Source organism: Reticulibacter mediterranei (assembly GCF_016587455.1).
The window spans coordinates 2,458,069-2,475,463 of record NZ_BNJK01000002.1 but is presented as its reverse complement, the minus strand read 5'-3'; the positions used below and the strand labels follow the sequence as shown (position 1 = coordinate 2,475,463).

The 17,395-nt window shown below is 52.1% G+C and carries 14 protein-coding genes; 3 read left to right on the top strand and 11 right to left on the bottom strand.

The features are described from left to right. Positions 1-3: 3 nt before the first annotated feature. The 4 genes from K3T83_RS49655 to K3T83_RS49640 form a co-directional block, all read right to left on the bottom strand. Complete coding sequence (locus K3T83_RS49655) at positions 4-351, bottom strand: ArsR/SmtB family transcription factor (protein WP_220210557.1); 348 nt, start codon at positions 349-351, stop codon at positions 4-6. Between the two features lie 28 nt (positions 352-379). Beyond that, on the bottom strand, positions 380-1,582 hold the full coding sequence (locus tag K3T83_RS49650) for an NAD(P)/FAD-dependent oxidoreductase (protein WP_220210556.1): 1,203 nt from the start codon (positions 1,580-1,582) through the stop codon (positions 380-382). Between the two features lie 23 nt (positions 1,583-1,605). Then, positions 1,606-1,854, bottom strand: coding sequence for a sulfurtransferase TusA family protein (locus K3T83_RS49645; protein ID WP_220210555.1), 249 nt, complete (start codon positions 1,852-1,854; stop codon positions 1,606-1,608). 74 nt (positions 1,855-1,928) lie between these two features. Then, positions 1,929-2,345 (bottom strand): DsrE/DsrF/DrsH-like family protein, encoded by a 417-nt coding sequence (locus K3T83_RS49640; protein WP_220210554.1) that lies wholly within the window; start codon positions 2,343-2,345, stop codon positions 1,929-1,931. A 244-nt stretch (positions 2,346-2,589) separates the two neighbouring features. Between K3T83_RS49640 and K3T83_RS49635 the strand changes: the two genes are divergently transcribed. The 3 genes from K3T83_RS49635 (at position 2,590) to K3T83_RS49625 (ending at position 5,943) form a co-directional block, all read left to right on the top strand. Then, a complete protein-coding gene (locus tag K3T83_RS49635) occupies positions 2,590-3,699 on the top strand; it encodes a hypothetical protein (RefSeq protein WP_220210553.1) in 1,110 nt (369 codons plus the stop codon). Between the two features lie 193 nt (positions 3,700-3,892). Beyond that, positions 3,893-4,915, top strand: coding sequence for a type I glyceraldehyde-3-phosphate dehydrogenase (gene gap, locus K3T83_RS49630; RefSeq protein WP_220210552.1), 1,023 nt, complete (start codon positions 3,893-3,895; stop codon positions 4,913-4,915). 41 nt (positions 4,916-4,956) lie between these two features. After that, on the top strand, positions 4,957-5,943 hold the full coding sequence (locus K3T83_RS49625; RefSeq protein WP_220210551.1) for a universal stress protein: 987 nt from the start codon (positions 4,957-4,959) through the stop codon (positions 5,941-5,943). 250 nt (positions 5,944-6,193) lie between these two features. Here the strand turns inward: K3T83_RS49625 and K3T83_RS49620 are convergent, their stop codons facing one another. The 7 genes from K3T83_RS49620 to nifJ form a co-directional block, all read right to left on the bottom strand. Further along, positions 6,194-7,225: a universal stress protein gene (locus K3T83_RS49620; RefSeq protein ID WP_220210550.1), complete on the bottom strand. Its 1,032-nt coding sequence runs from the start codon at positions 7,223-7,225 to the stop codon at positions 6,194-6,196. A 353-nt stretch (positions 7,226-7,578) separates the two neighbouring features. Then, complete coding sequence (locus K3T83_RS49615) at positions 7,579-7,731, bottom strand: hypothetical protein (RefSeq protein WP_220210549.1); 153 nt, start codon at positions 7,729-7,731, stop codon at positions 7,579-7,581. A gap of 60 nt (positions 7,732-7,791) precedes the next feature. Beyond that, positions 7,792-8,817, bottom strand: coding sequence for a universal stress protein (locus tag K3T83_RS49610; protein ID WP_220210548.1), 1,026 nt, complete (start codon positions 8,815-8,817; stop codon positions 7,792-7,794). Positions 8,818-8,928: 111 nt separating this feature from the next. Beyond that, positions 8,929-10,977, bottom strand: a complete 2,049-nt coding sequence (locus K3T83_RS49605) for a heavy metal translocating P-type ATPase (protein ID WP_220210547.1) — start codon at positions 10,975-10,977, stop codon at positions 8,929-8,931. Positions 10,978-11,200: 223 nt separating this feature from the next. Then, complete coding sequence (locus tag K3T83_RS49600) at positions 11,201-12,235, bottom strand: universal stress protein (RefSeq protein WP_220210546.1); 1,035 nt, start codon at positions 12,233-12,235, stop codon at positions 11,201-11,203. 426 nt (positions 12,236-12,661) lie between these two features. Further along, positions 12,662-13,672: a dihydroorotate dehydrogenase-like protein gene (locus K3T83_RS49595; protein WP_220210545.1), complete on the bottom strand. Its 1,011-nt coding sequence runs from the start codon at positions 13,670-13,672 to the stop codon at positions 12,662-12,664. Then, positions 13,669-17,358 carry a pyruvate:ferredoxin (flavodoxin) oxidoreductase gene (nifJ, locus tag K3T83_RS49590; protein ID WP_220210544.1) on the bottom strand — a complete coding sequence of 1,230 codons (3,690 nt, stop codon included), beginning with the start codon at positions 17,356-17,358 and terminating at the stop codon, positions 13,669-13,671. The genes K3T83_RS49595 and nifJ overlap by 4 nt, the downstream gene beginning before the upstream one ends. Positions 17,359-17,395: the final 37 nt, after the last annotated feature.

The window sequence follows — 17,395 nt, the reverse complement described above, 5'->3', positions numbered from 1 at the left end:
TCATCAGTTCCCATCGTCAATGACAAATGGGACGGCTAGACTCGCCTGTTGTGTCAGATGCTGGAGCAAAATCTCTCGTGTGATATGGCATGCTTGCAGGATACGTGGATCAGCCAACGAGTAATGAACTTCCGCTCCAACACGTTGAGCGCGCACGATGCCGCGTTGACGCATGACGGTCAAATGTTGGCTGATCTTCGCCTGCCGTTCTCCTGTCGCTTCAACCAGATCCTTGACCGCTTGCGATCCCTCACCCAGCAAGTTGAGGATTTTCAAGCGTGTGGGTTCAGCCAGAACTCGGCAGAGGTCTGCTTGCAGCCGATACAGTTGCTCTTCTCGCTCTCTTTCCATTTTCCGCTTCTTCCAGGTGGGACGCATATCATACCAGCCCCTGTGGAACAAGATGCCAGTACGCCCGGTTAAAGAGTTGCTTCTCCATATGGTAATACAGACTGGCCTGTGGTGGGCGTGGCGGGTGCTCATAGTTGAAGACAAGCTGCGTCGCTTTGTTCTGCCCCGTCTCTAAGAAGCACATCACCTCACCATCATAAGTGGCTTCCCTCTTCTTTGGCTCCTCGCCGCGTATCTCGGCAATCAGACGATGAGCAACCACCTTTGCCTCAAAGTGAGCAGCCGAGCCGCTTTTAGAAACTGGCAGATCTGTCGCATCGCCCAGCGCATATATGTGCGATTGCCCTTTTACCTCCAACGTAGCCCGATCCGTAGGCAACCACCCTTGCTCATCTCCTAACCCCGATTCTTCAATCACTTTCGCCCCACGATGCGGTGGCACAAGCACCAGCAGGTCGTAGGGAATCTCCTCCCCCTCTAGCGATGAGATCACCTTCCGCTCAGTATCCACCGCTTCTGTGTTGAAGAAAACGGTCGTGTGTACGTTGCGTTCTTCTAGCAGTGGTGCTGCCACCTCTGCCACGGTCTCAATAGGAAAGACGCGTGGAAGTGGATAGAGATAGTGGATCTCGGTTCGATCCCGCAGGCCACGTTTCCGCAGCCATTCGTCAAGCAGGAAAGTAAATTCCAGCGGTGCAGGCGGGCAGCGATACGGGATGCCGCCAACCGTGATCACGATCCGTCCTCCCTCAAAAGCATTCAGGGCTTTTCGCAATTGTAAAGATCCCTCGGCGCTATAAAAGTGGTGCCATTGCCCCTCGGCTTCAGCAAGGCCCGGCAGATCTGATGGAACCAGGCGGGCACCAGTTGCCAGCACCAGATAATCATAGGGATAGATCACTTCACTCGCTTCACCAGTATCAACCATTTCGTCTAAACTTAGACCACGACGTACGTGAAGTTCATGATTTGCTTGATCGATCTTATGTACCTCGCCTGTAACCAGGCGCACGTGGTTATTGAGCAGGTCACGCTCCGGGCGGACCAGTTGATGGCTCTCAGCACCAAGTTGATTAAATGGCAAGTAGAGCCAGCCCGGCATATACACGTGTTTCCCGGTACTATCAATCAGGGTGATTTCCGCTTCCTGATGATGTAGCGAGCGAGCCAACAGGTTAGCTACAATTGTTCCACCTACGCCTCCACCAACAATCAGAATATGTTGAGGCATAGAACCATCTCCTTCATTCGTTACTAATGAGCCTTGCGTACCACAAAACGCGTGTAACCTTGCTCTGGAAAAGCGCCCAGATATTCGTGCCTGGCTTTTTGAATCCACGCTGGAATATCCTTCGCCGAGCCAGGATCGCTGGATAATACGGCCAACACACCACCCACTGGGAGAGCTTTCATCCCACGAATCAGCTCCATAAGAGGGCCTGGGCAAAAGCTGCCGCGTGCATCAATCTCTTTATCAATCGTGATGTCTGTCAGTTCTGGCATCGTCATCAACTCCTTTGCATAATGGGAGAACGAGGTGGCTGCAAGAAACCTGGCAACCGCCTACGTAGCTACTGTTATATGAACAGAGTAATTTCTCCTTCTCTGGCACGCTCAACAAAGGTCGCAACGCCGGTCACGTCATCGACGATAGGCTCCAAATCTTCAAGCTTCATGTCAAACAGTTCCATTGTCATGCTGCAAGCAAAGACTTTCACGTCTCCGATCTCTCTGGCATTCTTGAAGTTGTCCATCCAGGAGGGAACCTTCTTTGCTATCATCTGCTGCATCATGACCGGAGCATAATCCTCATAGTCCTTGCTCACGCGCATATTGGTCTTGTAGCTGTCCTTCCGAAAAGCTTCTAAACCCCATGTTGTGAGAAAGACCTCAACTTCCATACCCATCGCAGCACCGCCTGTGGTCAGGATGGATGCCGCCATGAGCTTATCTACGGTTCCTGAAAACAGGATGATCGACATACGGTCTGCCATGATTCTCGCTCCTTTCATTCATATATTTGAATATTCATTTCTATCAGGAACTCTATAGCAGCAGGATCACCATACAATCACGTTAAGGGCAAGCAGCGTCACGAGGAGGTCACATTTCTTGTATGGTAAGAAGTAACTGATTTGAGAGAAATTCAGCCTTAATTGTGATAGTTTTGTGCTATCACTATGGTGTACTAAATATAAGCGATATGAGTGATGCACAGCTTATACGAGGAGAAAGACGATGATGAAAGCAAATAAATCTCATCAACATCTTGAATCTGCTACCAACCACGATACAACAGCTATCCCCCCTCCTGTACGCCATCAGTGGCCGCAGCTTGGTCAGGAATTGCTTGAGCTGGAACATAATCTCACAGAGATGCCCGAAGCTGGGCAACCGCCGAACGAACAGGAACAAAGGGAGCGGCAAGAACATGTTCGTGATACTATCATTGCCCAACTCTATCAGGAAGAAGAGAATCATTCGCGCGACATGCGGCACCTCGCCTTTCTGTTGCTCAAACAGGGAAGAGGAGGAGTCATCGTCGGGAACCCCCGCGCCATAGGAACAAACGGCAAAAGACAGGAATTGCCCTATACAGGTTTAGAAGGCTACTACGCAGGTACGGAGAAAACGCCCGACCGCCCGGGTCTCACGTGCGAGGAAATTATCCAGGAAGAGGCAACGATCGGAGCACAAATCCTGAGAACGCTCAAAAAACAGGCCATCGAACAAAACTCCTGGATCGATTTCATCCATCTAAAAAATGCCCTTGCATGGAAAGAACAGGATGTAGAAGTCATCAAGACCATTCAGGAACTCTGGGGAACAGCCATCCGGCGCTTGCACGTCAGAATCTACCATTGCCCGGAATTTGAGCCAACCCTGACAGAACAGATCGAACATCTAGAGCAACTGCCAGGTGCTTCTCAGGGAAAGACAGAAGGAGACAAGCAGTTACAGCATGCTATCATAGCGACCCGCGCTCGTTTACGGCGCGAGCTAGAAGCGATGAGCGATGCTGAGAAAACACAAGAAAGGCAGGAGAGAAACAGAAGAGAATGGATTCGAGCCAACCGGTTAGCAGAATTTCGTCGCTTCCATGACGAAACCTATCAAATCTTAACCACATCCCACCAGGGACAATATACGATCGATGTACACGATACCTCTCCTCGGGATGCCACAATCACAGAAACAATTACCCTACCCAAAATTCCCGAGAGGCAGACATATCCACCCACGCTCATCCATTTGACGCCAGAACAACTGGAAGGCTATCTCTTCCTCTCCAAACTGGGAGAGGTAGGAGGCGATCCTCTGGCGAGAAGCGCTCTGGTCGCTCACTAATGCCCTGAAGCGGAGAACAATGATTGTGATGGGTCTGTGCTTTCAGATCCAATAGCTGTGATGGAAGTGTAAACAAGCGGCGCTACACTCTAAATAAGAGAATATGACTTCAGGAGGTTTTTCGTTTTCTCCTGTGAGTAGTGATAGAGAGAGGATCAATGGTATCTTCTCTCTCATCAGGAGGTTTTTCCTTATGTCTATACGTGTTGGCATCAACGGCTTTGGCCGTATTGGACGCCAGAGCTTCAAAGCATTACTTGAACGCTACCCGAACGATCTAGAAGTGGTCGCAATCAACGATATTACCGATGTGCAGACCAATGCCCATCTGTTCCGCTATGATTCGACCTACGGGCGTTTTGAGGGAATCGTCGAAACAAAAGAGAACGACCTGGTGATCAACGGCAGACACATCAACGTATTCGCACAGCGCGACCCCGCTCGGATTCCCTGGAGTGATGTGGGAGTACAGGTCGTCATCGAGAGTACTGGACGCTTCACCGATGCGGAGCAGGCGAGCGCTCACCTCCATGACACAGTAAAGAAAGTTATCGTCTCAGCGCCTCTCAAAGGAAAGGCCACAGAGAAAGCCATCACGATTGTACTGGGCGTGAACGAGCAGGACTATAATCCGGCCGAGCATCAGATCATTTCTAATGCCTCCTGCACCACAAACTGCCTGGCTCCAACCGTAAAAGTGCTTCATGATGCCTTTGGCATTGAACGCGGACTGATGACCACAGTACATGCCTATACCAACGATCAGCCTATCCTGGATGTCGTGCATAAAGACTTGCGCCGAGCACGTGCCGCCGCAGCCAATATTATTCCAACCACCACAGGCGCGGCACGTGCTTTGGCATTGGTAATCCCAGATCTCAAAGGCAAATTTGACGGTTTTGCCCTGCGTGTTCCTACGCTCACCGTCTCTGTCGTGGACTTTGTGGCGAATCTCCGAGAACCCGCGAGCAAAGAGGCTATTAATGAGGCCTTCAAGCGCGCAACAACGGGCCGGCTCAATGGCGTTCTGGCCTATACCGAAGAACCATTGGTCTCGTCTGACTTCCGTGGCGACTCGCATTCTTCCACAGTAGATGGCCTCTCGACGATGATGCTTGGAGACACCTTCGTGAAAGTCGTCGCCTGGTATGACAATGAATGGGGCTATGCCTGCCGTGTGGCTGACCTGACTTGCTTAATCAGCCAAGAACTCTAAACGGTGATGTCGCTGACTGCCAGAACAAAAGAGGTACACATATGTTTCAGCGCATTTTAGTTCCACTGGATGGATCGGAGCATGCCGAACGAGCTATTCCAGTAGCCGCGCATATTGCACGTGCTACTGGAGGAACACTCATCTTTACCACTGTTGTTTTCTCTCCTGCCAAAGCTGGCAATTATTCATTTGAAAGCTTGGCCGACCTCCAAACGGGGAGAGATGAAACGCGGCACGTACAAGCCGGAGATTACTTGACCTATACAGTTACTACAGCCTATGCTCAGGAGTTGACTGGTATCCCAATAAAACTGGACGTAGAAATGGGAGCGCCCGCGCCCACCATCTTCGCCACAGCCTTGCTTGAGCAGGTAGATTCCATCATCATGTGGAGTCATGAGGACACAGGATGGAAACGCCTGTTTTTCGGTAGCATTGCATTTGAAGCGGTTCGCCATGCCCCAGTACCGATATTGATTCTGCATGAAAACTGCATGGATCTGCACAAATTGACAGAAGATCAGCCGCTGCGTGTGCTTATTCCCCTGGATGGAACGCCTCTTGCAGAGACGGCGCTGGAGCCAGCTATACAGCTCATCTCCGCTCTAGCGGCACCAGAACCAGCCGCTATCCATCTTTTGAGGGTAATAGACATCCCTTCCTCTTCTGGAAAGTACAAAGGAGTGCTCGATGCTGATGCCTTCATACGAAAGGAGTTGCAGCAAGAGGCCACCCGATACTTACAACAACTCAAAGAGAGGCTACACATAGACCATCCATTGCCTGTTATATCATCCGTTGTCATCAATCCCTCAACTGCAACAGCGATCATCGAAGCGACAGAGCAGGAAGAGGAGTTGAAAGGGCGCGATGCGATAATTGCAATGGCGACACATGGACGAACTGGATTGCAACATCTGCTGATGGGAAGCGTGACTGAGCAGGTGCTGAAGCATACAAAGTTGCCTTTGCTCGTTATCCACTCTCATGGGCAAGAAGCTCATACCAGGACAGAAGACACTAAATAAGAGGTTTCTCACATCGGAGATGTAGAAAAAGCCTGCAAGATACACAGCACTTTACCGGGCAGACTCAGACACTCATACGAGATATCAAGAAATTGTGATGCATCGTCTAGCTCCTTATGAAAGAAGGACGATCTGTTTTCACAGAGATCGCCCTTCTTTCAAGTTGCGCTTCTCAAGAGAGTTTTCCACTACGGCAAAACACAGGTTGAAGGTATCACCCCAAACACTTCCAGATAACATATCCCTTCACTTATACTGGAAACGCATCAAGTGTTGTTTTCATCCAATCCGCAGGCTTCCCATCCGTGTGTGGCGTTGGACGAACAATGAGCAGTGGCAGGTTGCTAGCATTGAGTACGTGTTCAGTGATACTTCCTATCGTTAAGAGCGAGAGGCCGCTATATCCGTGAGTTGACATAGCAATCACGTCACAACCACCAAATGGGCTGACACCTTCTGTATCCTCTCCCGTTTCCGCTACTCGCAGAATAGCAGCGGCTACATCAGCATCAGGAACCACAGACCAGGTAATGATTGGTGCGACATGGGCAAACTCGGGGACACTCCAGCCTTCGCGCAGATGCTCTGCTGTGCGCTGTAGGTACTCCTTCGTTCGCTGGAACATCCTGGTCCGCTCCAGGTATACCTCGTCTTGTTCGTGATTTGTAGGGAGAGGTTTGACAACCCGTGTCAGATGTAATGCTGGAGGCGCAGGTGCAGCCAGAGCCATAGCTAGCGAGGCAGCAGAAACAAGTGCGGCTTTCGCATGCGAGGAGCCATCCAGAGGCACCAGGACACGCATAGGGCGTCCTACATCCGGGTGAGGGCCTGCCGGGAGAGGCGCGCCTTCACGAAGGACAAGCACTGGCACAGTGGAATGACGCGCTACCTCCCGGGTCACGCTACCCATCAGCAGGCGAACCAGGCTGGTAGAGCCGCGACTACACATGACAATCAGATCAGCCTGTAGAGATGTAGCTTCCGCAAGAATAGTGGAAGCAGCAGGGCCTACCTGCACAACTGTTTCTACGGCCAGGTCCGGCTCATGGAGTGTCACAAGCACATGCGCCAGGTATTGCCGGGCCTCAGTTTCCTCCGAACCCACTGCGGTCTGCACCAGCGATGCTTTGTCTGGCACAAATGGCCAAAAGTCTGTTGCCGTATTGACTGCACGAAGCAGGAGGAGGGAGCCACCAGATGCACGAACCAGGCGGAGTGCAACAGGAAGTGCTCGTTCTGCATGTGTAGAGCCGTCCAGGGGAACAAGAATACGTTGAAACATGGTCGCTCTCCTTTCCTCAGAGCCCCTGTAGGAAGAGGCTCAATGATCTCAGTACAAGGCAATGAACTCACCTCTGTTCCATCTCCTTGTATAAATGAATTGATCAATGGCAATATCTGTTCACAACACTTTTCATCACATTCTCCTTCACCTCAGAATAATGATAGAAGTTGATCTTCTCAACGGAGTCACGGGAGGAAACCATAGGCTCACAAAGAGGTCACGAAAAGAGCTTTGAACAAGCAAAAGAAACGAAGTTCGCTTTATAATGTATTTGAGATCTCATGAAAGCCGACTTAGATGCCAGTGAAATGGCAGAGGTGTACATATTCCTGCATAATTAGGAACACGACTCAAGCACCTCCTAATTGAGCCAGATTAGAGTAAACCAACCCAGGAAGACAGCGCTGGCTGTACCTGCTCATCGTTGAAGAAGTGAAGCGGCGGCTGATGCGCACGGCACTCGCGCAATGAGGTGTTGCCAGGAAGGATGTCCTTTCTTTCACAAAGGACATCCTTCCTGGCAACACCTTACTCCATCACAACATAGCAGGAACACCATTGCGCTAGTCCTGCCCAACCCCCTGCACAGTCTCCTCATAGAGCGCCTTTGGCTCCTTTGCTGCTTGCTCCCCTGGACGTACAATGAGGACTGGAAGCGACGAATGTTCAAGCGCACGCTCGGTCACGCTGCCCATGAGCCAGCGTTGCAGTCCACCGCGTCCATGCGTCGCCATGACCAGCAGATCGCTCGGCTGATGGAGGGCAATGCCTTCTCCGCGCTCTGCTAACGCGATGAGCGCCTCCGCCACATCGCTACACTCCTCCACAGACCAGGTAATGTCCGTATCGGCGTCTCCCATCTCACGGCAGAGGCGCTCTCGTACGGCCTGTAGATACTCACCGCACTCGCGAAGTGCCGCCTGCCTGAAATCCACATCAAGACCAACGCGCTCACACATCATCTCTTCTTCCACGGTGGGCAGTTTCACCAGTTGCATCAGATGGACCTCACCCCGAGCAGGGGTACTTAACGCTGCCACCAGTTCAGCGGCAGGCCGTGCTGTGGCCTCGGCGAAGGGTGACCCATCCAGCGCGACCAGCGCACGTACAGGGTGAGGTAGCTTCTGCGACAGGCCGCTCAGCTTGTGTCCCTGCTTGCGCAGGAGCAACACCGGAACCGGGCTATGTCGTATCACTTTCTGGGCAATACTCCCCAATGCCCAATGCTTGAAGTCACTATAACCGTGACTACTCATGACGAGCAGATCTATCTGCTCATCACGCGCTATATCGAGAATATGAGCAGCAACCGATCCTGAGAAAACAGCAATACGGGTGTTGATGCCATTCAGTGGCTTTGAAGTGGCTACCTGCGTAAGATAGACAGTAGCTTGCATCAATGCTTCATCCACCATCTCCTGGAGATAGGGAGATGCTTCTCTTGCGTACATGCCGAACTGCTGGAGAGCGTTGACGACGCGCACGAGTAAAACCGACCCACCTGTCGCACGAGCAATCCTGGCAGCCAGTGGAAGAGCTTGTTCGGCCAGGGTCGAACCGTCTAATGGAACAAGTATACGTTTCAACATCGTCATTTCCTTCCTTGTTTCACGCTATTGCCCTTGCTTTTACCTACCTACAGCATAAAAACGCAAGGTCACAATGCGTACACAGCGCAGTCCTTGCTCATCACAGATCAATCACGTTCTCTTCCTGCTTATCTCTCCATTGGCATGCAAAGATACTGTCCTTCCCACGCGCAAAGCATTCAGGATGACCAGAACATCAATTCCTTCTTGCAAGATGGCTCCAACGGCTGGCTCAATGGCTCCATAGGCAGCAAAGCACATGGCAATCACGCTGAGTCCCATTCCTAACCAGATACCCTGTAACGCAATGCGTAGCGCACGTCGCCCTATATGGACCGCCGAGACCACCCGTAAAATTTCTGTCGAGAGCAAGACGGCATCAGCGGCGCTCGCTGCTGCTGTCAGCCCCTGCGCCCCCAATGCCATACCGACGGTAGCAGATGCAAGTGCAGGAGCATCGTTGACACCATCACCTACCATTAGCACTTTCCGTTTCTTCTTCACGTATTCCCGAATAACATGTACTTTCTCCTCCGGAAGGCACCGTGCGACGACCCGGTCAATATGGGCCAAATCTCCGATCTGCTCGGCAACAATCTCACTATCTCCCGTGAGTAGTACTGTCTCTGTGATACCTTCTCTCTTCAGTGCCGGAGCCAGACCAGCCAGTTCAGGACGCGGAACATCTTCTAGCACGATCAAACCCACACAGTGTCCATCCAGTGCCACAAAGCTGGCAATTTGACCCTGTTCTGTCCGCCGCTCACGCTCTTCTAACAAAGCTGGCGGTAATGTGATTAACAACTGACGCATGAAGGAGCGATTCCCAACAGCGACTACGGTTACACCACCCATGCTCGCTTGTTCTACTCCAGATACATTCTCGATAACAGTCCCCTGCACACCCTTCCCAAAGACCTCCTGAAAATCGCTAGCAGGAATTAGTGTCAATTGCCGTTCCTGCGCGGCATCAACGATGGCATTGGCCAGAATGTGCGTAGAAAGTTGTTCGACCGAAGCTGCCAGGCGCAGCAATCGTTCTTCCCAAAGAGTACGCTCTTCCGTTGAGAGCCGCTGCTCTTCTAGCAAAAGCATTTCCGTGACTTGGGGAATTCCTAAAGTAAGGGTTCCCGTCTTATCGAACACCGCCACATCAACTTCTCCAAGTTGCTCAATAGCCGCTCCGCTTTTGACAATAATGCCATGGCGTGCAGCAAGATCAATGCCTGACATAATAGCAATCGGTGTCGCTAGAATCAGCGGGCAAGGTGTCGCTACCACCAGGACGGCCAGAGCATAAATAGGATCTTTCGAAAAGAGCCAGGCCACAAGAGCAAAGAGGATAGTTACTACTGTAAATACAACACTGTAGCGATCTGCCAGTCTGTGAATAGGTGCTTTTTGTTCCTGCGCTTCCTCAACCAGCTTCACGATTTGCGCATATTTACTTTCAACATTACTTTTGCTTGCGCGTACGCTCAAGATGCTATCTAAATTGACACTCCCAGAGAGCACAAGCATTCCTGGTACTTTGTAGACTGGGAGAGGCTCACCAGTCAGATCAGCCTCACTGACATTCGACTCTCCTTCTTCAATTGCTCCATCAACCGGAATAATTTCGCCCGGCTTCACCACAACACGCATCCCAACATTGATAGCTTCTGCTGGTATATCAATCAGTTGCTCTTCCTCCCAGATATGAGCCTGGCGCGGCGCTCGTTCAGCCAGTGCCGAGAGAGAACGACGCGCCCGCCTGAGCGCGTATACCTCTAAAGACTTTCCTCCCGACAACATCAAAACAATAAATGCTCCGGCGAGATATTCACCCATCCATAGCGAGCCAGTGATAGCAAGGATGGCGATCAGGTCGATACTAAACTCTCCCCTGGCCATCTGTTTGATTGTTTCCCACACTAATGGAATGCCGCCAAAGAGCACAATGAGCAGCAGAATCCAGGACGCTATATCGGTACGTCCTCCTAACCAGCAAAAGAAGCTGATGAGTAGAAGCAGCAATGATCCAATCGGCAAAGGATGTTGAAGCATAACATCCTTAAATTGTCGCTGCCATCGCTTTGGGCTGATGGCCTCCTCTGATTGAGGCAGAGGAGCCTGTTCTTTGATAACAGTCTGAGGACTATCTTGTTGCGTATCTCGCATGATAAATTGCTCACATTTCTCCCCAATCTATTCTTACCTCAGAGACAAAATAAGCAACTCCTAGTATCTCCCTAGATCATAGCAAGCAGGCATCACAAACACAAACAGAACCAGGAAAACAAATCTCAATCACTTCTCGTTTTCAGCAAACAAAGAGCCAGGTGCTCAGGAGCGTAGAAGTCATCGAGGGCCGCTAGATTCCTCTCGTGAACCACGTACATTCCTATATTGTAGGAAGAACGGAGGGGGCTGTTTCCATACCAGAAGCATGCGCCTTCGGTGTTGAGAGTCCAGGATGGACAATGAGTGCTGGCAGTTTTGTCCCGTTAAGCACTTGCTCAGCTACACTTCCCATCGGGAACAAGGAAGCGCCAACAGACCTATGTGTTGCCATCGCGATGATCTCGCAACCACCAGGTGAGCTGATCCCTTCAGTATCTTCCCCTGTTGTCGCTACATGGAGAATCGCATTGGCAATATGCGTATCGGTGATTACCGACCAGGTCATCGTGAAATTGAGAGGAGCCATGTGCAGCGTCTTCCAGCCTTCGGAAAATCGTTGAACGGTCCTTTGAAGATAGCCTTTCACCTCTCGCACCCGGCATATATCCTCCATACCAACTCCTCCTTGTTCATGGTGAGCTGAAGCAGGTTTTACCACTCGTGTGAGATGCAACACCCCCATCTTTGGGGACACCAATCCTGTCACCAATGCTGCTGCTGGAGCCAGGGCCGCCTCCGCCTGGGGAGATCCATCGAGAGGGACGAGAATACACAGCGTGCGTGAGGTATCTGGATGGGGACCTGTGGGTATCGGACCCCCTTCGCGCAGGACCAGGGCAGGTACAGGGGAGCAGCATGCAACCTTTTCCGCGACACTTCCCATCAACTGCCGAGAGAGACCCGTACAGCTGTGACTGCAAAGTACGACCAGATCGGCACGCTCATCAACTGCGACCTGCAAGATAGTGGAGGCTGCCAGGCCAACCAGCGAGATCGTTTTTATCTCCACTTTCCCCTCGTGAAATGCCGCACGCACGTCAGCAAGATATTGCTGAGCCTCGAACAACGCTGGACCGATAACGGTTGATGCGAACGATTGTTGACCGAACAGAAACGGGCAGAACCTGGGTGGATTGTCAATAACGCGTAAAAGGACAAGAGAACCACCTGAAGCCCGCGCAAGACGGAGCGCGACAAGGATCGCCCGTTCAGCCCGGGAGGAGCCATCCAGCGGAACAAGAATACGTTGAAACATGGAGATGCTCCTTTCAAGAAATTTTTTCACGTTGCCTATCAGCAACAAGATAGCATCCTGTCCTCTCCATATTATCACCGAATAGCGCTCTGAAGTCACGAAGACCTCTCAAAAAGCTGGCGGTCAGTGTAACCTCCCTGTGACGATAGCAACCGAAAATAAGAGACACCTGTAATCGTGGAGAAATACACTCTCAACGGCGCGGAAAGTCCCATCCCCTTTCTAGAGGTTGAGAGTGTCACCAACGAAATTCCCTAAGGAGGTATCTTCTTGAGGGACGTAGTACACGGCGAATCTGGGCATCGACGGATTTCTCCTTTCGTCGAATAAATGAGCAGGAGGCTAGTGCCACCCTCCTGCTCATTCAAGCCACACAAGCAGTCTCTTGTCTCTGATTATCTACCTCACCTCTCAGGGTTCTCCTGATCATGGCAGATAATGGTCGAACGAATTCAGCGCTTTAAGGTAATTGGCCCGCTCAAAGGCTGCCGGTTCTGCCACAGCACGCTGACTCATGCTCCCCCTCATCTGGGCAATAGAGGAGTACTCGTGCTCCTCCATCCACAATTGCATGTTTGCCAGGATAGAAGCCAGGTGGTTGATGCCGTTTGACAGCAAGACAGAAGTCATCATCGCGACACTGGCACCTGCCATAACAGCTTTGAGTACATCCCGTGCGGTGTGGACGCCGCTGGTTAGCGCAAAGTCGGCAGGAATACGTCCAGAGAGCAAGGCAATCCAGCGCAGTGGGAGGCGCACCTCGGCAGACGTACTCAACTCCAGATTGGGCACGACTTCTAAGGTATCCAGATCCAAGTCCGGCTGATAAAAACGATTGAACAGCACCAGTCCATTGGCTCCCGCCTCGACAAAGCGCCTGGCAATATAAGGAAGCGCGGTGAAAAAGGGACTGAGCTTGAGGGCAAGAGGAAGCGTGACTGCGGCCCGCACCTCTTTTACCAGGTCCACATAGGTCTCTTCAAGTTCGGTGCTGCTCAGATTCAGATCCGTTGGCAGGTAGTAGATGTTCAACTCCAGCGCATCGGCCCCCGCCTGCTCAATCTTGCGGGCATACTCGACCCACCCGCCGGGCGAGATCCCGTTCAAACTGCCAATGACGGGGATCTTCACGGCAGATTTCACATTATGCAGGTGCTCCAGGTAGCGTTCTGGTCCTATGTTGTACCGCTCCATCTCGGGAAAGTAGCTGAGCGCTTCGGCAAAGCTGTGCGTGCCACGACTCAGATAATGGTTCAGTTCGGCGCTTTCATGCGTGATCTGCTCCTCAAACAGCGAGTACATCACGACGGCTGAAGCACCAGCATCCTCTAGCCGACGAACATAGTCGAGCCTCTTCGTCAGCGGAGAAGCTGAAGCCACTAAAGGATTCTTCAGATGCAGTCCCAGATAGGTCGTGGTAAGGTCAAGTGATGTCATTTGCTGCTCCCTTCCTTCCTGTGCTCATCCCTCTGATCGGTTCCTTCGCTCATTTGCTGATATTGCTGCCAGCGCTCACGAACGTCCTGCTTCGCAAGCTGCATTAAGGTATCTGCACGCGCCTCATTACTCTGCAAGAGCATACGATAACGCGTCTCGTTGTAGGCATACTCTTCCAGCGGGATCGTTGGCTCTTTCGAGTCCAACGTCAGCGGATTTTTCCCCTCAACTAACAACGCCGGATTGTAGCGGTACAGCGGCCAGTGACCTGCCTGAACCGCCAGCTTCTGCTGCATCAGCCCCCGACTCATCTCGATGCCATGTGCGATACAATGACTATACGCAATAATCAGTGAAGGCCCATCATAGGCTTCAGCTTCCAGGAAGGCCCGCAAGGTTTGCTGATCGTTGGCCCCCATAGCCACACGTGCCACATAGACATTGCCATAGGCCATTGCGAGCATCCCCAGATCCTTTTTTGCCGTCGCTTTCCCGCGTGCCGCAAATTTGGCAACGGCTGCACGTGGTGTAGACTTCGATGCCTGCCCACCTGTATTGGAATAAACCTCTGTATCCAGCACCAGCACATTGACATTGCGCCCGGAAGCCAACACATGATCCAGGCCGCCAAAACCGATGTCGTAAGCCCATCCGTCCCCGCCAATCATCCAGACACTTCTTCGTACCAACGTATCGGCCAGGCTGAGCAAATGGTGCAGGGATGTGACGATCGGAGACTGCGCATCTCCCTGCTGCTCACCCAGCGCCTGCACACGCCGCTTGAGTTCGGCCACGCGTTCGCGCTGAGCCTGTATTCCTTCCTCAGTTGCTTGCTCAGCATCCAGCAGCGCATCCACCAGCTCTGGACCGATGCAGGCGCGGTACTGCGAGAGGAGTTCACAGGCATATTCTTGTTGCTTATCCAGCGTGATACGCATCCCCAGCCCGAACTCGGCATTGTCCTCAAACAACGAGTTGGACCAGGCCGGGCCACGACCTTCGCCGTTGAACGTCCAGGGGGTCGTCGGTAAATTTCCTCCATAGATGGAGGAGCAACCGGTAGCATTCGCTACCAGCATGCGATCTCCAAACAACTGGGTCGCCAGCTTAATATAGGGCGTCTCACCACATCCAGAGCAGGCACCAGAGAACTCAAACAGCGGTGTCAGCAGCTGCGAGTTTTTGATGGCCGCGACATTCAAATGGGTACGATCAACATCAGGCAAGGTCAGGAAGAACTCCCAGTTCGTCTTTTCGCGCTCGCGCAGTGGGGGTTGGGGAGCCATATTGATAGCCTTGCGTCCGACCTGCCGCTTATCTTTCACTGGACAGGCTTCCACACAGAGACGACAGCCGGTGCAATCTTCGGGTGAGACCTGAAGTGTATAGTTCATGCCGGGAAACTCCTTGAAGCGTGCCTGCGTTGACTGGAACGTGTCAGGTGCGCCAGTCAACGGGGCAGGGTCATAGACCTTCTCACGGATCACGGCATGCGGACAGACCATCACACATTTGCCACACTGAATACAGATATCAGGGTCCCACACTGGCATTTCCAGAGCGATATTGCGTTTCTCCCAGCGAGCGGTTCCAGAGGGATAGGTACCATCAATGGGCAAGGCACTGACTGGCAGTGTATCGCCTTCTCCTGCAATCATGGGTCCCAGGACATTACGGACAAACTCCGGTGCTTCTTCAGAAACAGGGGGGCGTCGGGTCACAACAGGCAATGGGATCGCACGATGTTGCCGTGTAGGCAGAGAGGAAGATGCCCCATTCCCCTGTCCCACGAGTTGTAATGCTTCTTGGTCAGGAAGGGGAACTCCATAGAGGTGAGCCAGAGTCTCATCGACCGCCTGGAAGTTACGCTCTACGACGGCTTCACCGCGTTTGCTGTACGTCTTACGAATACTCTGTTTAATCTGGGCAATAGCCTCTTCCTTTGGCAGGACACCGCTGAGCGCAAAGAAACAGGTCTGCATTACGGTGTTGATGCGTCCGCCCATACCTGTTGCAAGAGCAACCTTGTGGGCATTGATGACATACAGGCTCAAGTGCTTTTTGATGATCTCCTGCTGTACCTCCCGTGGGAGATGTTCCCAGACGTTCTCTGGCTCATACAGGCTATCAAGAAGGAAGATGCCACCCGGTCGGGCATATTTGAGGACATCAAAACGCTCCAGAAGCGAGAACTGGTGACAGGCGACAAACTGTGCCTGGTTCTCTCCGATCAGGTAGGGAGCGTGAATAGGTTGCGGCCCGAAGCGCAGGTGAGAAATGGTGACAGATCCTGATTTCTTGGAGTCGTAGACAAAGTAGCCCTGTGCATAGTTATCGGTCTCTTCACCGATAATCTTGATCGAGTTCTTGTTCGCTCCCACCGTACCATCGGAGCCGACGCCCCAAAAGACACATTGAATCGTATCCTGATGCTCAATAGCAAACGCCGGATTATAGGGAAGGCTGGTGTGGGTAACGTCATCGGTGATCCCGATGGTAAAGTGATTTTTCGGTTCAGCTCGACCCATCTCATCAAAGATGCCCTTGACCATTGCTGGCGTCAATTCTTTAGAGGAAAGGCCATAGCGTCCCCCCACGATCTGGGGACGCGGATCTGAGAGAAACTGCGCGGCCCCTTCCTCTACTGCGGTCACGACATCGAGATACAGTGGTTCCCCAATACTCCCCGGCTCTTTTGTGCGATCCATAACAGCTATAGTGCGCACGGTGGGAGGTAATGCGCGTAAGAAATGCGTGACTGAGAAGGGTCGGAATAAGTGAACCTTGACCACTCCCACTTTCTCCCCCTGGGTCGTCAGGTATTCGGCTGTCGCTTGCGCCGTCTCGGCTCCTGATCCCATGAGTACAATGACCCGCTCAGCGTCGGGTGCACCAACGTAGTCAAACAGGTGATACTGCCGTCCGACCACGTTCGCGAATCGCTCCATCATCTGCTGGACAATATCTGGGCATGCCTGATAATATGCATTAACGCTCTCCCGTGCCTGAAAATAGACATCGGGATTTTGCGCCGTACCACGAATGAAAGGATGCTCAGGTGAAAGCGCTCGCTCCCGATGAGCCTGCACACTTGTATCATCGATCATCACCCTCATCTCTTCGCGACTTAGTGGTGTAATCTTATTAATCTCATGGGAAGTACGAAAGCCATCAAAGAAATGCAAAAAGGGCACGCGTGCTTGCAATGTCGAGGCATGCGCAATCAATGCCAGATCTTGCGCCTCTTGTGGCGAATTGGAAGCAAGTAGGGCAAAACCAGTGGCCCGCGTCGCCATCACGTCAGAATGATCACCGAAGATAGAAAGTCCCTGAGTCGCAAGAGAGCGAGCAGCGACATGAAACACAACAGGAGTTAATTCACCTGCAATTTTGTACATATTCGGGATCATGAGCAGCAACCCCTGAGACGCGGTAAAAGTGGTGGCCAGTGCTCCTGTTTGCAGGGCACCATGAATAGCTCCGGCTGCACCTCCTTCCGATTGCATTTCTATAACTAGTGGAATAGTCCCCCAGAGATTCTTCCGTTCTGCCGCAGACCAGGCATCGGCCAGTTCGCCCATTGGCGTCGAAGGTGTAATAGGATAGATAGCGATAACCTCGCTTAATGCATAGGCAATAGCAGCAACAGCCTCATTGCCCTCTACAGTGGTCCATGTGCGGTCCATGTTGCCCTCCAAGCCGGGAATAACCCTTCAAATCGAC